The following is a 17,764-nucleotide window of genomic DNA, read 5'->3' on the forward strand; positions in this document are numbered from 1 at the left end:
ATACCAATGGCACGGCCGAGTAGCCAAGTTTGGAAGGGATAAACGCTGAAGGCATCTAAGCGTGAAGCCCCCCTCAAGATAAGATATCCCATAGCGTAAGCTAGTAAGACCCCTTGAAGAAGACGAGGTAGATAGGACAGAGGTGGAAGTGCGGTAACGTATGGAGCTGACTGTTACTAATCGGTCGAGGGCTTGACCTGAAAAGGGTTTGTTCAAAAGGATGTATCATTTTCGTGTGTGGTTTCAATTAAGGCCCAGTGGCTCAGTTGGTTAGAGCGCCGCCCTGTCACGGCGGAGGTCGAGGGTTCGAGTCCCTTCTGGGTCGTTCAAGTTTTTGAAAAGAAAGCTTGACGATGAAATAAATACCGAGTATTATATAATTATTGTCAGGATGAAATTGCTGATCCGGCATATAATAATCCCATGGGATCTTAGCTCAGCTGGGAGAGCATCTGCCTTACAAGCAGAGGGTCATAGGTTCGAGCCCTATAGGTCCCACTTCATACTAAATCTGGTATGGAACAGAGCAATTAGATTGGATTCGATGCTCTACTGGTAGTTTTTAATGCCGATGTGGCTCAATTGGCAGAGCAGCTGACTTGTAATCAGCAGGTTATCGGTTCGAGTCCGATCATCGGCTTTACAACAGAATAATGTTGTATTTATCATTTTGGATGGGTTCCCGAGTGGCCAAAGGGGGCAGACTGTAAATCTGTTAGCGACGCTTTCGAAGGTTCGAATCCTTCTCCATCCATTGGCGTAAGCCATATTTATTTAATTTAATTTAATAGGTGCCGCGGGGTGGAGCAGTCTGGAAGCTCGTCGGGCTCATAACCCGAAGGTCATAGGTTCAAATCCTATCCCCGCAATTCTTTTTACCACAATTGAATAATTTTCGTAACCGGAAAGAAAAAGTAGTATCTTTCGAGTGCACGAAACTGACCTTGCCCAGATAGCTCAGTTGGTAGAGCAGAGGACTGAAAATCCTCGTGTCGCTGGTTCAATTCCGGCTCTGGGCATTTTGTTATAACATGGGACAAGCACTTGCGGCTTGCTGGTGTTAAGCGAAAGTAAAGGATAATTATTATCCGCATGGGATATTAGCTCAGCCGGTAGAGCACATGACTTTTAATCATGGTGTCCCGGGTTCGAATCCCGGATGTCTCATATAAAAGGTGACTGTTGACAGTCATTTTTTTTTACTCTTTTTTGATTCTTTATTTTCAATCTATTTTTATTGACAGTGAAAGAAAAAAAATAATAAAATAGAAGCAGATACCATTTATGAAAACGGATGGAAGGACGGGTCGTGGCTTATGCTTCAGGATAAGATACAGGTAATGAAGACCTGGGTGCAGGAAAGCAGCCGAATTGTGTTTTTTGGCGGAGCCGGAGTTTCCACGGAGAGCGGTATCCCGGACTTTAGGAGTGTGGATGGGCTGTATCATATGAAATATGCATATTCTCCGGAGACTATATTAAGTCATCGTTTCTTTTTAAAGCATACCGCAGAGTTTTATGAATTCTACCGGGATAAGATGCTTTATCAGGATGTTAAGCCGAATATAACCCATATTAAGCTTGCTGAATTAGAGAAAGAGGGAAAGCTGGCAGGGATAATCACGCAGAATATTGACGGTCTGCACCAGAAGGCAGGAAGCAGTAAGGTCATGGAGCTGCACGGATCCGTTCACCGCAATCACTGCATGGATTGTAATAGGTTTTATGATATGGATGATATCCTGCGGACGGAAGGAATACCACACTGCGACTGCGGCGGCGTGATCAAGCCTGAGGTGGTTCTTTATGAGGAGCCGCTGAAGGAAGAGGTCTGGGAGACTGCGGTCAGACTGATGGCCTATGCGGATCTTTTAATAATTGGAGGAACCTCCCTCAGCGTATATCCGGCGGCAGGTTTAATTAACTATTATCACGGAAATAAACTGGTTCTGGTCAACAAAACGGTTACACCCTATGACAGCCGTGCCGATCTTTTAATTAGTACCTCTCTTGGAGAGGTGTTTTCTCAACTTCTTTCAGACCGCAGCTTCTAAAGCGATTTAAACTCTTTTTCATGTATTTTAATAAAATCATAATAAGCGCGTACGTTCTCTAAATCGGTCCACCGTTCGATCCGGGCCGGATTTTTATCCAGATTATATATTCTGGCTCCCCTCATAGAGAGCAGGAACGGTGAATGGGTTGAAATAATAAATTGGCACCCAAAAAAACGGGCCGATTCTTCAAGAAAGCTTAGTAATTCCATTTGACGTTTTGGTGAAAGACTGTTTTCCGGCTCGTCCAATAAATAAAGCCCGTTTTCCTGGATCTTTTCCGTGAAGTAAAGAAAGGCGCTCTCGCCATTGGAGTATTCACGGACATTGTCCATCAATTCTCCCCGCACAAAGCGGGACTGGGTTTTCCGTCTGGAATTATTCATTCTTTTCAGTTGCTCATAATCAGCCATTGATTTTAACTGAAAGTGTGAATATTTTACATCCAGATATTCATCAAACAACTCTTCCCGCTTCAGGTCAATCCCTTCGTTCAGGTTACGGATATTCAGCATATAGTCAAATACATCATCGCTTGTAATAATTCGGCTGTTACCCGTAATCTCTTCTTCCATGTTCATACCGCACATCTTTACGTAATCCGGAAAAAAATTAGATTTATTATAAACCGAATCCCGCCGAAGCCCGGCCTTTTCTGCAATGACATTGAGGGCGGTAGATTTTCCCGAACCATTCCCTCCATATAATATGGTCACAGTATCAAAGTCCAGCCTGTCCAGGTCATTCTTTGATAAAATCCGGAACGGATAAAATGAATCGTAGCAAGTTCTTTGTATACTCATAAAAAAGTTAAACTCTGTATCAGCATTAGGAAAAGTAAAGCTCTTTAAGTAAATCATTTTATTCTCCAATCGTACTCTAATATATAAGCCATATCTTATATATGGATAACACAGGTTATAATATTTTTAGATCAGCTAATATTAATAAAAGGAATAGATACAATCGGGCTGTCCTATCGTATAGTCGCATTCAATAATTTCACCAGGCTTAAATGCTCCGCATAGGTTATAGTTCTCATTACCATCCCATGTCCTATATATCCCCGTTCATCACATGGGCTGTAATCGGGCTGACCATGCCTTACGAGATAATATATCGCCATCCTTTGTTCCCCCTGTTCAAAGTAATTCAAATCCTTAATAATTATCATATTATACATGAACTCTCTTTTCAATCTTATTTTGAAATGGGTATAAATTAATTCAAATAACATACAAATTTCTTGACCTAAAAGCGATATTAATTTTGACAACCTTATATAAAATAGTGTATTATAGACTTTGTAGGTTTCTTTGTAAAAAACAATGTTTTATAGAAATGACTTCACAAAAAGCAATTTTATAAAAACTATTTTCACAAATAAAGACATAATTACAAAAGATTATAATGACTATAATATACCTGCGAGGAGAACTATCATGAGGTTTGCTTTGCCTAAGGACAGGACGATCCCTCTTATTATATTTGCTATTTTCGGCATGGTGGTATCCTTTACCATAGGCCTGTTTCATATATCACAGATGATGGGATACAGCTATAAGCTGCAGTCCGAATCATATTTTCATATGGCTGAGAATACGGCGGCGCTTATTCAGAAGGAAATGGAGCATACCGCTAAGATCCTGCATATATCCGCATGTTATCTTGCCAACGGGCAGGATCCGAATGAAAACACCCTGGAAAGATTATTACCTCTGATTGGTGCGGATCTGGAATATATGGACATCGTGGTAGCCGGTTCTGATGGTAAGGGCTGGAACTCCCGGGGAGAGGCAATCGACCTGTCGGAAGAGGCGTATTTTGTGGGCGCCATGCAGGGAGAGAAAGAGATGCAGATCTCTTCCGGCTATACAAAGGATCAGATTCCGGTGCTGCTGTACACAGTCCCGGTTGTCAGGGACGGTATCAGTGTAGGATTGATCGGCATCCAAAAGAGCGCGGAGTTAAGCAAGGAAGCCTTTGCCTCCCAGATGGAGGAGGGACATGCCATTTACCTGGTCGATCAGGAGAAGAACCTGGTTGGATATGTGAAGGGATCTGATATTCAGAACTTTAATTACGACGCCATGATGTCTGAAAACAGGACCTTTGAAGAAATTGTCCGAGACACGCTGGATGACAATCTGCAGTCACTTTATCAGGAAAGAAAAATCTATCGTCCCACGGTTTTGATCTGGACACAGACTCCTCTTGGCACCAATGGCTGGTCTGTACTGGCGGGAGGAAGATTTACCATGAAGGGCTTTGCCAGGGAGCTTTTGCAGCTGACTAATATGATATGGCTGCTGATTGCCGCCACCCTGTTCATGTTCCTGGTAATGATCATCAATCAGAAGAGCTCCGACCGGAAGGTGGTGCGGGCCTTGTATCTGGATCCGGTGACCGGCGGGGACAATTGGTATAAATTCCGGATCAAGATGAGCAAGGTGCTGAACAGCAAGCAATTCAATAAGAATAATTATGCCCTGGTTAATTTTGATATTAACCGCTTTAAGATTATCAATGACGCTTACGGCTATCATAAGGGTGATGAGGTATTAAAGGATATCTACAATGTGATTAAAAAATGGATTCGGCCCAGAGAGCCCTTTACCCGGTATGCGGCGGACCAGTTTTATATTCTTATGGCTTTTTCCGATAAAGAGGAACTGAAATTAAGAATTATGGAATTAAATGACCGTATTCACCGGCTCCGCTACACTGAGATGGTGAGAGTTTTCTACGGCATATACCAGGTTACGGAGCGCAAGGATTCCATTGACCGGATGGGTGAATTTGCACAGATTGCAAAGAACAATATCAAGGGAAGCTCGGAGAGCATGATTTCCTTCTTTGACGATGCGGACAGGGAGAGGCTGCTGTCGGAAGAGGAAATTGAGAAATCCATGAACGATGCTCTGAAAAATGAAGAATTCCATGTATATCTTCAGCCCAAATATCTGGCCAGGGAAGAGACGATCTATGGTGCCGAAGCGCTGGTACGCTGGCATAGCGAGGGCGGTGTGCCCATTTCTCCCAGCAATTTTATCCCGCTTTTTGAAAAGAACGGATTTATTATTGAACTGGATTATTATATGCTGAAGAAGGTGTGTGAACTGCTGGCGGATTGGCTGGATAAGGGATATGATCCGGTTCCGGTATCTGTGAATATATCCAGGCTGCATTTTGCCAATGCCCATCTGGCAGAGATTATAGCGGAGATTGTGGACAGCTATGGAATTCCCCGCAACCTGATTGAATTGGAGTTGACGGAGAGCGCCTTTTTGCAGAATAAGCAGATGTTGATCAATACGGTGATCCGTTTGAAGGAATACGGCTTTTTGGTGTCCATGGATGATTTTGGCGCAGGCTATTCCTCACTGAACTCGTTGAAGGATCTGCCTCTGGATACGGTGAAGCTGGACGGCGAATTGTTCCGCATTACCGAGGAGGTGGAGCGGGGGCTTTGTGTCATACGCAACACCATTACCATGGCGAAGGATCTGCATATGAAGGTAGTTGCGGAGTGTATTGAAACCAGGGAACAGGTTGAGTTTTTATGCAAGGTAGGGTGTGATATTATACAGGGTTATTATTTTGCAAAGCCCATGCCCGCAGAGCAGTTTGAGGTCAGGTATTTCCGTATTTCAGAGATTGACTAAGTGGATAGAAATTTGGTTTTTTTCAAATAATGTGTGTATATATTGCCAATTGCATTGAAAATAGAATTATTGTATAGTAAGCTTATTATGCACACTTTGGACAAGCGGGGCCGATTCTCCTTCCGGTGCTTCCGGATCAGGATCGGCGGACGCTGTTACATCTTTTGGGAGGTATATTTTATGAAACTGTTTCTCGATACGGCGAATGTAGAAGAAATCAGAAAAGCGAATGACCTGGGTGTCATCTGCGGAGTAACAACCAATCCGTCCTTAATTGCAAAGGAAGGAAGAGACTTTGCGGAGGTAATTAAGGAAATTACAAGCATTGTTGACGGCCCCATCAGCGGCGAAGTGAAAGCAACCACGGAAAAGGCGGAGGATATGATTAAGGAAGGAAGAGAGATTGCCAAGATTCATCGGAACATGGTAGTTAAAATTCCTATGACTCTGGAAGGATTAAAGGCAACCAAGGTTCTTGCTTCCGAAGGAATTAAGACCAATGTAACTCTGATCTTCTCGGCAAATCAGGCATTACTGGCAGCCAGAGCAGGCGCTACCTATGTATCTCCCTTCGTAGGCCGTCTGGACGACATCTCAACACCGGGCGTCGACTTAGTCAGAACTATTTCCGAAATATTTGAAATCTATGATATCAAGACAGAGATTATTGCCGCCAGCATCCGCAGCACAGTGCATATTACAGAATGTGCTCTGGCCGGTGCGGATATTGCCACGGTTCCCTATAGCGTAATCGCCCAGTGCGCAAAGCATCCCCTGACGGATGCCGGAATTGAGAAGTTCAAGCAGGATTACAGGGCGGTTTTCGGGGAATAGGCTCTATCTATAGATTGATTATAAGGAGGATCTACAATGAGCAACATTGATACAAGGTCAGTCAACGCCATCAGAATCCTATCTGCTGACGGTGTACAGAAGGCAAATTCGGGACATCCGGGCTTACCGCTGGGAGCGGCGGCCATGGCCTATGAATTATGGGCGAAGCACATGAAGCATAATCCGTCCAACCCGCAATGGGCGAACAGGGACCGTTTCATCCTGTCCGGCGGTCATGGCTCCATGCTGTTATACTCTTTATTGCATTTATTCGGCTACGGCCTGACAAAAGAAGATCTGGCACAGTTCCGTCAGGATGGCTCCCTGACTCCCGGACATCCGGAGTACGGTCATACGGTTGGCGTTGAAGCGACCACAGGCCCCCTTGGTGCCGGAATGGCTATGGCAGTGGGCATGGCAATGGGCGAGGCTCATCTGGCGGCGGTATTCAATAAGGAAGGCTATCCGGTGGTGGATCACTATACCTATGTCCTGGGCGGCGACGGCTGCATGATGGAGGGAATTACCTCCGAGGCAATGTCTCTGGCAGGAACCCTCGGACTGGGCAAATTAATTGTTCTGTATGACAGCAATCAGATTTCCATCGAAGGAAGCACGGATATCGCTTTTACTGAGGATGTGAAGAAGCGTTTTGAAGCGTACGGCTTCCAGACCCTGGTGGTTGAGGACGGCAATAATCTGGCGGAGATCGGTGCTGCAATTAAGGCCGCCAAGGAAGACTTATCCAGGCCTTCCATGATTACCGTGAAGACGAAGATCGGTCATGGCAGTCCCAGAGAAGGCATGGCCAGCGCCCATGGCGAACCTCTTGGCGCAGATAATGTTACGGCATTAAAGGAGAAATTAGAATGGCCGAGCCAGGAAGCGTTCTTTGTTCCTGAGGAGGTTTATGAGAATTATAAAGCCCTTGCCGCGGAAGGCGGGAAGGCGGAGGAAGCCTGGGATCAGTTATTTGCTGATTATTGCAAGGCGTTTCCGGAGCAGAAGGCATTATGGGATCAGTATCATGATACACAGCTGGCAAAGGGCCTTATTGATAATGAGGAATTCTGGACATTTGCAGATAAGCCGGAGGCAACAAGAAATCTGTCCGGTCAGGTGCTGAACCGCCTGAAGAACCATCTTCCCAATCTCATCGGCGGTGCCGCGGATCTTGCTCCCTCTACGAAGACTTATCTGAATGATATGGGAGACTTTTCGAAGAAGAATTACGCGGGCCGCAACCTTCACTTTGGTGTGCGTGAGCTGGCGATGGCAGCCATCGGCAACGGCCTGGCTCTTCACGGCGGGTTAAGAGCCTATGTGTCCACCTTCTTTGTATTCAGTGATTATGTGAAGCCTATGGCAAGACTTTCTGCCTTAATGGGACTTCCTTTGACCTATGTGTTTACCCATGACAGCATCGGCGTCGGCGAGGATGGCCCGACCCATGAGCCCATCGAGCAGCTGGCCATGCTTCGTGCCATGCCCAACTTCACGGTATACCGTCCGGCGGATGCGACGGAGTGTATCGCTGCCTGGTATTATGCGGTAACCTCCTGCAATACCCCCACGGCATTGGTGCTGACACGCCAGAATCTTCCTCAGCTGGCCGGCTCCTCCAAGGACGCGTTAAAGGGCGGCTATATTGTATCCAATTCCAAGAAGGAGGTTCCGGATGCCATTATTATGGCAAGCGGTTCCGAGGTCGAATTGGGAATCAAGGCTCAGGAAGAGCTTGCGAAGGAAGGCATCGATGTAAGAGTGGTAAGTATTCCTTCCATGGAGGTATATGAGGCACAGTCGGACGAGTACAAGCAGAGCGTTCTTCCGTCAAAGGTCAGGGCCAGAGTGGCAGTGGAAGCTGCGATCGATTTCGGCTGGGGCAAGTATGTGGGCCTGGACGGAACCACAGTGACCATGAAGGGCTTCGGTGCTTCTGCTCCGGCAGGAACCCTGTTTAAGAAATTCGGCTTTACAGCAGAAAATGTTGTGAAGGCTGTAAAAAGCGTATTGTAATTAAGAGGCATTCTTTTAATAATAGTCCCCCTGTCATGCATGAATTCTGTTAAAAACAGAACATGTATAGCAGGGGGAGTTTTGATTTTTATAGGTATATCTTTCTGTTTCACTTCCATTACATTACAGACAGTATTGTAATTGATATTCTACTTTGTAAAAGGGGAGATTTTGTTTACATAATTGTTTACAAAAACAAAAAACTGATATATGGTATTGAATGTAGAAGGCAAAAAGTGAAAAAGGAAAAAATATCGTGGGAGAAAAACGCAGCTATATTTTTTGTATTATTACATAAAAACAATAATCCTAAGAGTAAAGGTAGCTAGATAAGATTGGATAAGCTTTAAGCCAGGATTTCATCTGATGCCATCCAATAGGAGGGCCGATTGAGAGTTTAGCCTTTTTAAAATCTTCTCTTTGGAATGGTTATAATGAAGCTGGAACCCTTCTTAAATTGGGAGCGCACCTTAATCTTGCCCGTATGGGCCAAAATAATAATCTTCGCTAGGGAAAGCCCCAGACCGTGGCCGCTGATATTCTGATTCCTCACATGGTCGGAACGGTAAAATCGGTTGAAGATATGATCAATATCCTTTCGGGTCATTCCAATTCCGGTGTCTGACACAGTAATAACACAGTCCCCGTTGACCTTCTGGCAGAGAATCGTAATCTCTCCTTCTTCCTTTGTATATTTCACCGCATTGTCTATAAAAATACGAAGGGCCTGCTTCAAGGCCTGCTTATCGCCGTATACGACAACATCCTCCATAACCGGATTGCTGATAATCCGGTTGCCAGCAACCAGCCTGGTCTCCTTGACCATGTCCTCAATGAGAGGACGTATGTTAAACCGCTTTTTGATTAATTTTAATGTCTTCTTATCATGCCGGGACAGGTACAGGAGCTTTTCCACCAGATCCTGCATGGATCTGGCCTCGTTCTGAATTGCCTCTATGGATTCCTGCAGAACCTCCTCATTGGAGCTTCCCCAGCGGTTAAGCATATTAATATATCCCTGAATTACAGCGATGGGGGTCCGAAGCTCATGGGAGGCATCGGATACAAATTGCTTCTGGCTCTCGTAGGAGGTTTCAATCCGATCCAGCATGGCGTTAATTACATTGGCCAAGTCCTTCAGCTCGTTCTTCGTCCCCTCCACATTCAGCCGCTCGCTGTGGAGATTGTTGACGGTCAGGCGGTTGGCTATAGCAGACATCTCCCGGATGGGCTCCAGAAGCTTGATGTCACTTCCCCTTCCCTTACGGATAATCATGGCCGTAACGATAAGGTACAGGAGCACCAGCTTCCAGGTCATGGAGGCATACCGCTCATAGCTCTTGGAGAGATTATACTGGAAGTTGGCTGTATAATTCCTGCCGTTGACAGAAAAGCTCTTGTCTTCCTTCACGATCACAGCATCCTCTAAGCTGTTCAGGTTAATATGAACGTCAAACAGGAATTCCATACTGTCCCTCTCTTCATGGGCGATATCGTCATACAGCACTCTCCCGGAGGTCTCCACCCTCATGGTGAGCCCCTCCTCCCGGTAGGGATTCGTCAATGCCTCCTCTCCTCCGGTTTCCACAAGCTTGATAATCTCCTTGGCGTTCTCTTCAAAGCCGCTCTTTTCCGCGGAGATAAAAACAAGAAAGAAACCCACGAAAAGTAAGATGCCATGCGTTAATAATAATTTTAAATATGCCAATGAGATACGAAAGGTAATGGATAAACGAAAATTACTCAGCCACTCCTCCCGTTTTCTGCGCAAAGGAAGAATCGTCCTTTGCAAAAAAGTCCGTAACGCTTCCAAAAAAGTTCTGCTCATAGTGTCAACCCTTAATAATATAGCCCACGCCGCGAACCGTGGAAATCAGATGAATTCCGTATTTCTCATCAATCTTCTGTCTGAGATAACGGATATATACATCCACCACATTGGTATCACCAAAGTATTCATAATCCCATACATTATTCAGCAGCTGTTCTCTGGTTAAGGCAATATTCTTATTGCGCATCAGATATTCCAGAAGCTCATATTCCTTCTTCGTCAATACCAGCTCCTCCTGATCATAATATGCGCTATGGCTCAAGAGATTCAGTGTCACCTTTCCGATCTTCAGAAGGTCTTCCTTCGATTCCTGGGACTGCCTCTTCCGGTTCAGCGCCACACGGATTCTGGCCAGCAGCTCTTCAATGGCAAAGGGCTTCGTCATATAATCATCCGCACCCGTATCCAGTCCGGCAACCTTGTCCGTCACATCATCCTTCGCAGTAAGCATAATAATGGGCACCTGAGACTCCAGCCGGATTCTGCGGCATACCTCAATCCCATTGAGGCCCGGCAGCATAATATCCAGGATCACCAGATCCACATTTTCCTTCAGCGCCTTCTCCAGGCCGCTCCGTCCGTCTGCTGCCAGCACCACCTCATAGCCCTCATGCTTCAGCTCCAGCTCCAGAAATCTTCCTATCTTAATCTCATCCTCAACCACTAATATCTTCGCCATTCCAACCTCCATCTACCCCTCAATGCGGCGAGGGCCTTCCCAGTGCCTCTCCGTGTGAAAAATCCTGCACAGATAATATCTTCTATTATTGTATCGGTTATGGTTGTTTTTTTCAATACGTCTATATTAAAATTCCATTAGAAGCAAAAGAATATACTGCAAATAAGAAAGTGCTCGATGGGACATGGTGCTCTCATTTAGTATGTAAACACATATATAAAAAAACCACCCTGATACTTGGCAGTTGAGAGGGTGGTTTTTCTATCCATTTAACGGTCAACCACCTTGTGGGCAGTTGTTCTTTTTCTAAATATACTACGTAATGTGCATGTTGTAAATATGGAATGCGGAAAGTTCATCCCTAAAAATGTATTCAAAAAAAGCCCGGCCATCATGGCTTCCCCTTAAGCGGAGTATTGGTATTTCACCGCCGGATATTGCATCTTACCGGTGCAGGTATTGCATTGTCCGGTAATATATCAGATAATAACGGCATACAGCTGATCCGTGCAGGAGGAAGGCTATAAAAGGAAAGAGATCAAGGGAAGGGGATGTAAATATGGAGGATATTATTCAGGTAAAGCACCTGAAGAAGTATTTTAAAGAGATGAGAGCGGTGGACGATATCAGCTTCCGGGTAAAAAGGGGCGAGCTGTATGGTTTTCTGGGAGTGAACGGCGCAGGAAAATCCACGACCATTAATATGCTGTGCACCCTGTTAAGTCCGGAGGAAGGGGAGGTGTTTCTCTGCGGCTGCCGACTTGGGAGGGAGGACCGGAAGATCCGCAGCAAAATCGGCGTGGTGTTTCAGGATAATACCCTGGATGACCGGCTCACCGTTAAGGAAAATCTTATGACCCGGGCATCCTTATACGATCCCCGGAGGGAGGTAATCCGCAGGAGCCTGGATTATGTCTGCGAGGTTCTGAATATCGGAGAGCTGCAAAACCGCCAGTACCGGAAGCTGTCCGGCGGGCAGAGAAGGCGCTGTGAAATCGCCAAGGCTCTGATGAACGGCCCGGAGATATTATTCCTGGATGAGCCCACCACCGGGCTGGACCCCCAGACCAGGCAGAATGTATGGGAGTGCATTGAGCGGCTGAGAAGGGAAGAGGACATGACGGTATTTCTTACTACCCACTACATGGAGGAGGCGGCAAAGGCAAATTATATCTCCATTATGGAAGCCGGGAAGCTGATCGCGGACGGAACCCCCTCCGAGCTGAAGCGGCAGTACGCCCAGGATATCCTGAAGCTGGTGCCCGGGGATGAGAGCGAGCTTCTGGAGCGGCTGAGGGAGGAAGGGCATTCCTTCCTGCAGGGAAGCAATTATATCCGGGTTACCATACCGGATTCCATGTCGGGGCTGGAGCTCCTTAACCGGGTGAAGGACAGCGTGAAGTCCTTTGAATTGGTTCAGGGAACCATGGATGATGTGTTTTTAAATTTAACAGGCAGAAGCTTATAAGGAGGCGGGAGAGCATGTTGATATTCCGATTGATAAAGCGTAATATCCTGGTTTATTCCAGGGACCGTTCCAATATATTCTACTCCCTGCTGTCCATGCTGATCATTATAGGTCTCATGGTGGTATTTCTGGGAAAGATGAATGCGGACAATGTAGTGGATTTATTGCAGAGATACGGGGGAGAACGCAATATTGACGCAGATCGGGTCAATGCAGAGCAGCTGGTGGTTCTATCAACCCTGGCGGGAATTGTGATGGTTAATTCCATTACCATAACCCTGTCCCTGGTGGGGATTATGGTTGAGGATGAGGCGCATAAAAAGCTTTCCAGCTTCTATGTGACGCCGGTAAACAGAGGGGTATTCGTCCTCAGTTATGTACTTGCAGCCATTATCATGGGGGTTATTATGTGTACCCTCACCTTAGCCCTGGGAGAGGCGTATATCGTTCTCAGCGGAGGAAGCCTCCTTCCGGCAGCAGCCCTGGGGGAAGCCTTTCTCCATATCCTGCTCAATGTATTTACCTCGGCAAGCATGGTTTTTTTGATTGCTAATTTTGTTCACAGCCAAAGCGCCTTCGGAGGGCTGAGCACCATCACCGGAACCCTGGTGGGCTTTCTGGCGGGGATCTATCTCCCCATGGGGATGCTCCCGGAGAAGGTGCAGACGATTCTGAAATGCCTTCCCCTGCTTCACGGCTGCTCCATCATGAGAAGGGTTTTTACCGGGGCGATTTTAGATAAGACCTTTGCAGGCTGCCCGGAGGAGCTGATTACCGGGTATAAGGAGTATATGGGGATTACGGTTGTCTTAGGAGGCGAGGTTCTGTCCGCAACATTTCAGATGGCATTTCTCCTGATTAGTGGTATAATTTTTATAAGCATTGCAGGGATATTGCAGAGAAAGAGAAATGTCATGAGCAGATAAAAGGATGATGGGGATTTCTATGAGGATTATTATTGAGGAATGCGGTCCGGGCGAGGAGGATCAGATTATTATCCGATGCAGGGAATGGAATGAGTCGATCCAGAAGCTGGTGGGAGAGCTGCGCCAGGGGCAGAAGAAGCTGGCGGGAATGAAGGATGGAGCCATCACCATGATCGACCCGGCCAATATATACTATTTTGAAGGAGTGGATAATAAGGTGTTTCTCTACTGTAAGCAGAATGTGTATGAAACGAAGATGAAATTATACGAGATAGAGGAGGAGTTTCGGAATATGGGGTTTTTCCGGGCCTCCAAGTCCGCCATTCTGAATGCAGCCAAGATCAAGAGCATAAGCCCGGCCTATTCCGGGCGCTTTGAAGCCCTGCTTTTCAACGGTGAGACAGTGGTGATATCCAGGCAATATGTGCCGGAGCTGAAGAAGAAACTGGGAATGTAGGAGGAGCAGAGATGAAGACATTAAAGAGCATAATTCACACCTTTTTCTATGTTTTGTCAGGAAGCGTTCTGTGTACCGCTGTCTTTATGACCATATTTCTGCCAAAGCTGTATTTTACGGTCGAGATAATCTGGCAGGTGATTATCTCTTCCGCCATTGCTGCCAGCGGAGGGCTGATTTTTTACTCCAGGAAGGAGCTGAGTAAAAAACAGATGAAGCTGCGCCTTATTATAAACTATATGTATATCAATGCTGTGGTGTTGGGCTGTGCTTTCCTGTGGGAATGGGTGAATTACAGGCGGATATCCCAGGTCATAACCATGATACTCTTAATTGCAGGTGTTTATATTAGTATCACTGCCGCGACCTTCAACAGGGAGAAGAAGGTGGCAGAAGATATGAACCAGAAGCTCCGAAGGGTTTATCCCGAAGAAAATGGACGAGATTAGTATAGAAAAGAATAGCTTAACGGAAAGAAAATAAAAAAGTGTATTTCAAATACCTCAGGGGGGAACCGGGATGGTATTCGAAATACACTTTTTGTTATTTTTGACAAAAGATGCATACATTGGATGAAATTATATTGCAAAAAAATAAGTTTAAATGAAATAAACTTTTAAAAAACTGTTGACATCCTTCGTCAGATTGTATAGAATACAGACATAAACACAAGGGTTTTAATAAAAAGCAACTAATGACAACAGTGTAACACCGAAAATAAGGATGGGAATTTGGAATCGTATGAATGAGTATTTGATGAATTTAGTAACAGAGCAGGTAAATCAGGGAACGAAAGAGATCGACGAGCTCTCCACAACACAGATTTTAGAATTGATCAATAAAGAAGACAGCAGAGTGGCGGTAGCTGTGAAGGAAGAGATTTCACAAATTGCCAGGGCCGTTGATCGGATCACCGCAGCTTTAAGCAGCGGGGGGAAGATGATTTATTTTGGCGCGGGGACCTCGGGCCGGCTGGGTGTTTTGGATGCCTCGGAATGCCCTCCTACCTATGGAACCGATCCGTCTTTAATCCAGGCATATATTGCCGGCGGCGATATCGCGCTCAGAACCGCGGTGGAAGGCAGCGAGGATATCGAAGAAGATGGGAGAAATAAGGCGCTGGAATGCGGGATTGTAAAAGGGGATATTGCCGTAGGAATTACAGCCAGCGGAGGTGCTGCTTATGTAATCGGAGCTTTAAAGCAGGCGAAGGAAATGGGTGCGATTACGATTGGTGTTGTGAATAATAAAAATACGAAGCTGGAGTCATTCTGTGATGTATGCATAGCGCCGGTAACAGGTCCCGAGGTTGTGGTGGGTTCCACCAGAATGAAGGCAGGCACGGCACAAAAGATGGTTTTAAATATGCTGACGACCGCCACGATGATAAAGCTTGGTAAGGTATATGGTAATATGATGGTGGATCTCAACGCATCCAATATCAAATTAGTTGACCGGGCCACCAGAATTGTCAAGGCAGTTACGGGAGTGGAGGATGCTGCCGCAAAGGAAGTTCTGGAGAAATCGAACTACAATTCGAAGCTGGCAATCATGATGATTTTATCCGGCTGTCCGTCCGAGGAGGCGGCGAGAATATTGCAGGATAATAACGGTTACCTGAAGCAGGCCTTAAGTAAAGTAAAGGGATAGCCTATGTTTGAAGAAATCGGTAAAAAAGCGGTAAGAAGAGTGATAGGACTCATGTCAGGCACCTCTGTGGACGGGATTGACGCGGCGCTGGTGGAAATAAGCGGTGATGTATATGACGGGAATATCCGCCTCTGCGCATTTGAAAACAAGCCCTTTCCCCGGCAGGTAAAGCAAAAGATATTTGAGCTTTTTGATACACAGAAAGCAACGGTGGATAAGGTTGGCTATCTCAATGCGCTTCTGGGGGAGCTGTATGCGGATGCGGTCTATTCCGTAGTAACAAAGGCGGGGCTCAGAATCTGTGATATTGATCTGATCGGATCTCACGGACAGACCATATACCATCATCCGCAGGTCAGGGAGGAGGATGGATATGCCGTTCGCTATACCGTCCAGATCGGAGAAGGAGCGGTTATCGCCAACCGGACCGGAATTCCCTGTGTATCTGATTTTAGAACAGCGGATATTGCCGCCGGAGGTCAGGGGGCGCCCCTGGTGCCATTCACCGAGTTTCTGCTTTACCGGAAGAAGGAAAAAACGGTTCTGTTACAAAACCTCGGCGGCATAGGAAATATTACGGTTCTTCCGAAGGACTGCTCCATTGACCAGGTTTCTGCCTTTGATACGGGACCGGGAAATATGGTGATTGACGGCCTGGTGTCTATCTATACAAGGAATCAAAGCCATATGGACGAGGGCGGAAGGATTGCCGCGCGGGGCAAGGTGAACCGGAGGCTCTTAGAGGAATTATGCGGCCACAGCTATTTTCAGGAAAAACCGCCTAAGTCAACGGGAAGGGAAATGTTCGGGAGCAGCTATATCTCGGAGATTTATCAAAAAGCGATGCAATGGGATATTGCCATGGAGGATGTTATTGCAACGGCGACGGATTTTACCGCATGGTCCATAGCGGATTCTTACCGGAGATACATCCTGCCCCATCATCCGGCGGACCAGTTGGTGATTGGCGGAGGAGGAAGCTATAATAAAACATTAGTATCCATGATACATAAGAGAATGGAGACCTTCGGAACAGAGGTCTCTGTCCAGGAGGACCTGGGCTTTAGCAGCGACGCGAAGGAGGCGGTTGCGTTTGCGCTGCTGGCTGACTGCACTCTGGCAGGCAGATGCAATAACGTGCCTTCGGTAACGGGGGCAAGAAAGCCGGTTGTAATGGGAAAAATATCAATATAAAAAGGAGTTGGGGATAATGATAAGTACATTTAAAGTTCAGGATCAGGAAGGGGTTATCGCTTTATGGAACACGGCGGCGGTAAAGATCGGTTATAAAGAAATGGATTCGGCCTCTTTCCGGGAGATATTTGCCGGGAATCCATATTTTAATGAAAACCATACCTTTGTTATGCATGAGGATAATCGCGTGGTGGGGTTTGCCTGCGGATGTACCGGAGACGGCCTCCCCTTAGGGAAAACCAGCGGATACCTTACCTGTGTATTGCTGGAGGAGGCATATGAGACGGCGGAAAATTACAAGGCGCTGCTGGATGCCCTGGAGAAGAGCTTCGCGGATGCAGGCAAGATACAGTCGGAGGTGCTGTTCTTCAATCCCATGATGCTTCCGTGGTATATAAAGGGAACCGATCATCACGAGCATAACAACGCTCCGGGTGTGTTCAAAAACAGCAGACTGCATCACGAGCTGCATAAGACCGGATACCAGGAAAGAGCAACGGAATGTGCCATGTATCTGAAGCTGGAGGGCTTCACCATACCGGAGGCGATTCTGGAAAAGGAAGCGAGGGCTGCCGCAGAGGGCTATGAGGTGGCGCTTTTTGATCAGAGCAGGCATTACGGCGTGGAGGAGATGCTTCAGAAGCTGGAGAATCCTCTCTGGGAAAAGGAAATTTCACAATGTACCCGTACGGACGTACCGGTATTGGTTGCGGCGCATAATAACAGGGTGGTCGGCTTTGCAGGCCCGATGATCCGCCAGAAGAGCGGACGGGGATACTTTACTGGAATAGGAGTAGTAAAGGAGCATGAAGGCCATAGTCTTGGAACGGTATTATTCTTTAAGCTGTGCGAAGAGGAGAGAAGGGTAGGGGCGGAGTATATGTCCCTGTATACCGGAATCGATAATCCGGCAGGCAATATCTATCATAAGGCAGGCTTTGAAACCGTACAGGAATTTGCAGTAATGAGAAAAATGCTGTAAGCAAT

At 46.3% G+C, this 17,764-nt stretch carries 15 protein-coding genes, 7 tRNA genes and 1 rRNA gene; 19 read left to right on the forward strand and 4 right to left on the reverse strand.

The window, feature by feature from the left end:
* From HNQ56_RS00005 to HNQ56_RS00045, 9 genes are all read left to right on the forward strand, one after another.
* Positions 1 to 200: ribosomal RNA gene (locus tag HNQ56_RS00005) — 23S ribosomal RNA — on the forward strand; the annotation flags it as partial.
* Positions 201 to 251: 51 nt separating this feature from the next.
* A tRNA-Asp gene (locus tag HNQ56_RS00010) sits at positions 252 to 325 on the forward strand.
* A gap of 100 nt (positions 326 to 425) precedes the next feature.
* Positions 426 to 498: transfer RNA gene (locus HNQ56_RS00015), tRNA-Val, on the forward strand.
* Between the two features lie 69 nt (positions 499 to 567).
* Positions 568 to 640, forward strand: a tRNA-Thr gene (locus HNQ56_RS00020).
* Positions 641 to 672: 32 nt separating this feature from the next.
* Positions 673 to 754, forward strand: a tRNA-Tyr gene (locus HNQ56_RS00025).
* A gap of 41 nt (positions 755 to 795) precedes the next feature.
* A tRNA-Met gene (locus HNQ56_RS00030) sits at positions 796 to 869 on the forward strand.
* 77 nt (positions 870 to 946) lie between these two features.
* A tRNA-Phe gene (locus tag HNQ56_RS00035) sits at positions 947 to 1,019 on the forward strand.
* Between the two features lie 75 nt (positions 1,020 to 1,094).
* Positions 1,095 to 1,167, forward strand: a tRNA-Lys gene (locus HNQ56_RS00040).
* Positions 1,168 to 1,316: 149 nt separating this feature from the next.
* Entirely contained in the window at positions 1,317 to 2,054 is a 738-nt protein-coding gene (locus HNQ56_RS00045) for an NAD-dependent protein deacylase (RefSeq protein WP_429141532.1), read from the forward strand.
* Here the strand turns inward: HNQ56_RS00045 and HNQ56_RS00050 are convergent.
* Both HNQ56_RS00050 and HNQ56_RS00055 read right to left on the reverse strand, forming a co-directional pair.
* Positions 2,051 to 2,857, reverse strand: coding sequence for an AAA family ATPase (locus tag HNQ56_RS00050; protein ID WP_429141534.1), 807 nt, complete (start codon positions 2,855 to 2,857; stop codon positions 2,051 to 2,053). The two genes, HNQ56_RS00045 and HNQ56_RS00050, sit on opposite strands and share 4 nt — an antisense overlap.
* A 173-nt stretch (positions 2,858 to 3,030) precedes the next feature.
* Complete coding sequence (locus HNQ56_RS00055) at positions 3,031 to 3,180, reverse strand: hypothetical protein (protein ID WP_429141536.1); 150 nt, start codon at positions 3,178 to 3,180, stop codon at positions 3,031 to 3,033.
* 316 nt (positions 3,181 to 3,496) lie between these two features.
* Here HNQ56_RS00055 and HNQ56_RS00060 point away from each other — a divergent pair, with 316 nt between their 5' ends.
* The 3 genes from HNQ56_RS00060 (at position 3,497) to tkt (ending at position 8,572) form a co-directional block, all read left to right on the forward strand.
* Positions 3,497 to 5,719, forward strand: coding sequence for a putative bifunctional diguanylate cyclase/phosphodiesterase (locus HNQ56_RS00060; RefSeq protein ID WP_429141538.1), 2,223 nt, complete (start codon positions 3,497 to 3,499; stop codon positions 5,717 to 5,719).
* Between the two features lie 180 nt (positions 5,720 to 5,899).
* Positions 5,900 to 6,553: a fructose-6-phosphate aldolase gene (fsa, locus tag HNQ56_RS00065; protein ID WP_429141540.1), complete on the forward strand. Its 654-nt coding sequence runs from the start codon at positions 5,900 to 5,902 to the stop codon at positions 6,551 to 6,553.
* A 36-nt stretch (positions 6,554 to 6,589) separates the two neighbouring features.
* Positions 6,590 to 8,572: a transketolase gene (gene tkt, locus HNQ56_RS00070; protein ID WP_429141542.1), complete on the forward strand. Its 1,983-nt coding sequence runs from the start codon at positions 6,590 to 6,592 to the stop codon at positions 8,570 to 8,572.
* 406 nt (positions 8,573 to 8,978) lie between these two features.
* On the opposite strand, the gene HNQ56_RS00075 is transcribed toward tkt, so the two are convergent.
* Positions 8,979 to 10,400: a sensor histidine kinase gene (locus tag HNQ56_RS00075; RefSeq protein ID WP_429141544.1), complete on the reverse strand. Its 1,422-nt coding sequence runs from the start codon at positions 10,398 to 10,400 to the stop codon at positions 8,979 to 8,981.
* 4 nt (positions 10,401 to 10,404) lie between these two features.
* Positions 10,405 to 11,082: a response regulator transcription factor gene (locus tag HNQ56_RS00080; RefSeq protein ID WP_429141545.1), complete on the reverse strand. Its 678-nt coding sequence runs from the start codon at positions 11,080 to 11,082 to the stop codon at positions 10,405 to 10,407.
* Positions 11,083 to 11,641: 559 nt separating this feature from the next.
* Between HNQ56_RS00080 and HNQ56_RS00085 the strand changes: the two genes are divergently transcribed.
* From HNQ56_RS00085 to HNQ56_RS00115, 7 genes are all read left to right on the forward strand, one after another.
* On the forward strand, positions 11,642 to 12,550 hold the full coding sequence (locus HNQ56_RS00085; protein ID WP_429141547.1) for an ABC transporter ATP-binding protein: 909 nt from the start codon (positions 11,642 to 11,644) through the stop codon (positions 12,548 to 12,550).
* A gap of 14 nt (positions 12,551 to 12,564) precedes the next feature.
* Complete coding sequence (locus tag HNQ56_RS00090) at positions 12,565 to 13,476, forward strand: ABC transporter permease (RefSeq protein WP_429141549.1); 912 nt, start codon at positions 12,565 to 12,567, stop codon at positions 13,474 to 13,476.
* Positions 13,477 to 13,495: 19 nt separating this feature from the next.
* Positions 13,496 to 13,933, forward strand: coding sequence for a LytTR family DNA-binding domain-containing protein (locus tag HNQ56_RS00095; RefSeq protein WP_429141551.1), 438 nt, complete (start codon positions 13,496 to 13,498; stop codon positions 13,931 to 13,933).
* An 11-nt stretch (positions 13,934 to 13,944) separates the two neighbouring features.
* The gene (locus HNQ56_RS00100) at positions 13,945 to 14,382 is read left to right on the forward strand and encodes a DUF3021 family protein (protein WP_429141553.1); all 438 of its coding nucleotides are present in this window, start codon (positions 13,945 to 13,947) and stop codon (positions 14,380 to 14,382) included.
* Between the two features lie 307 nt (positions 14,383 to 14,689).
* Positions 14,690 to 15,583, forward strand: coding sequence for an N-acetylmuramic acid 6-phosphate etherase (gene murQ / locus HNQ56_RS00105; protein WP_429141555.1), 894 nt, complete (start codon positions 14,690 to 14,692; stop codon positions 15,581 to 15,583).
* Positions 15,584 to 15,586: 3 nt separating this feature from the next.
* Positions 15,587 to 16,777: an anhydro-N-acetylmuramic acid kinase gene (locus HNQ56_RS00110; RefSeq protein WP_429141557.1), complete on the forward strand. Its 1,191-nt coding sequence runs from the start codon at positions 15,587 to 15,589 to the stop codon at positions 16,775 to 16,777.
* 16 nt (positions 16,778 to 16,793) lie between these two features.
* A complete protein-coding gene (locus tag HNQ56_RS00115) occupies positions 16,794 to 17,759 on the forward strand; it encodes a GNAT family N-acetyltransferase (protein ID WP_429141558.1) in 966 nt (321 codons plus the stop codon).
* Positions 17,760 to 17,764 lie beyond the last annotated feature (5 nt).

It is taken from the genome of Anaerotaenia torta (assembly GCF_050433395.1).
GTDB classification, from domain to species: Bacteria; Bacillota; Clostridia; order Lachnospirales; family Lachnospiraceae; genus Mobilitalea; species Mobilitalea torta.

Bases quoted from the DNA above. Each gene is read 5' to 3' on its own strand.
- HNQ56_RS00095 (WP_429141551.1), top strand. From the start codon at position 13,496: ATGAGGATTATTATTGAGGAATGCGGTCCGGGCGAGGAGGATCAGATT.
- murQ (WP_429141555.1), top strand. From the start codon at position 14,690: ATGAATTTAGTAACAGAGCAGGTAAATCAGGGAACGAAAGAGATCGAC.
- HNQ56_RS00055 (WP_429141536.1), bottom strand. From the start codon at position 3,180: ATGGCGATATATTATCTCGTAAGGCATGGTCAGCCCGATTACAGCCCA.
- HNQ56_RS00045 (WP_429141532.1), top strand. From the start codon at position 1,317: ATGCTTCAGGATAAGATACAGGTAATGAAGACCTGGGTGCAGGAAAGC.
- HNQ56_RS00085 (WP_429141547.1), top strand. From the start codon at position 11,642: ATGGAGGATATTATTCAGGTAAAGCACCTGAAGAAGTATTTTAAAGAG.
- tkt (WP_429141542.1), top strand. From the start codon at position 6,590: ATGAGCAACATTGATACAAGGTCAGTCAACGCCATCAGAATCCTATCT.
- HNQ56_RS00050 (WP_429141534.1), bottom strand. From the start codon at position 2,857: ATGAGTATACAAAGAACTTGCTACGATTCATTTTATCCGTTCCGGATT.
- HNQ56_RS00090 (WP_429141549.1), top strand. From the start codon at position 12,565: ATGTTGATATTCCGATTGATAAAGCGTAATATCCTGGTTTATTCCAGG.
- HNQ56_RS00100 (WP_429141553.1), top strand. From the start codon at position 13,945: ATGAAGACATTAAAGAGCATAATTCACACCTTTTTCTATGTTTTGTCA.
- HNQ56_RS00075 (WP_429141544.1), bottom strand. From the start codon at position 10,400: ATGAGCAGAACTTTTTTGGAAGCGTTACGGACTTTTTTGCAAAGGACG.
- HNQ56_RS00060 (WP_429141538.1), top strand. From the start codon at position 3,497: ATGAGGTTTGCTTTGCCTAAGGACAGGACGATCCCTCTTATTATATTT.
- fsa (WP_429141540.1), top strand. From the start codon at position 5,900: ATGAAACTGTTTCTCGATACGGCGAATGTAGAAGAAATCAGAAAAGCG.
- HNQ56_RS00080 (WP_429141545.1), bottom strand. From the start codon at position 11,082: ATGGCGAAGATATTAGTGGTTGAGGATGAGATTAAGATAGGAAGATTT.
- HNQ56_RS00115 (WP_429141558.1), top strand. From the start codon at position 16,794: ATGATAAGTACATTTAAAGTTCAGGATCAGGAAGGGGTTATCGCTTTA.
- HNQ56_RS00110 (WP_429141557.1), top strand. From the start codon at position 15,587: ATGTTTGAAGAAATCGGTAAAAAAGCGGTAAGAAGAGTGATAGGACTC.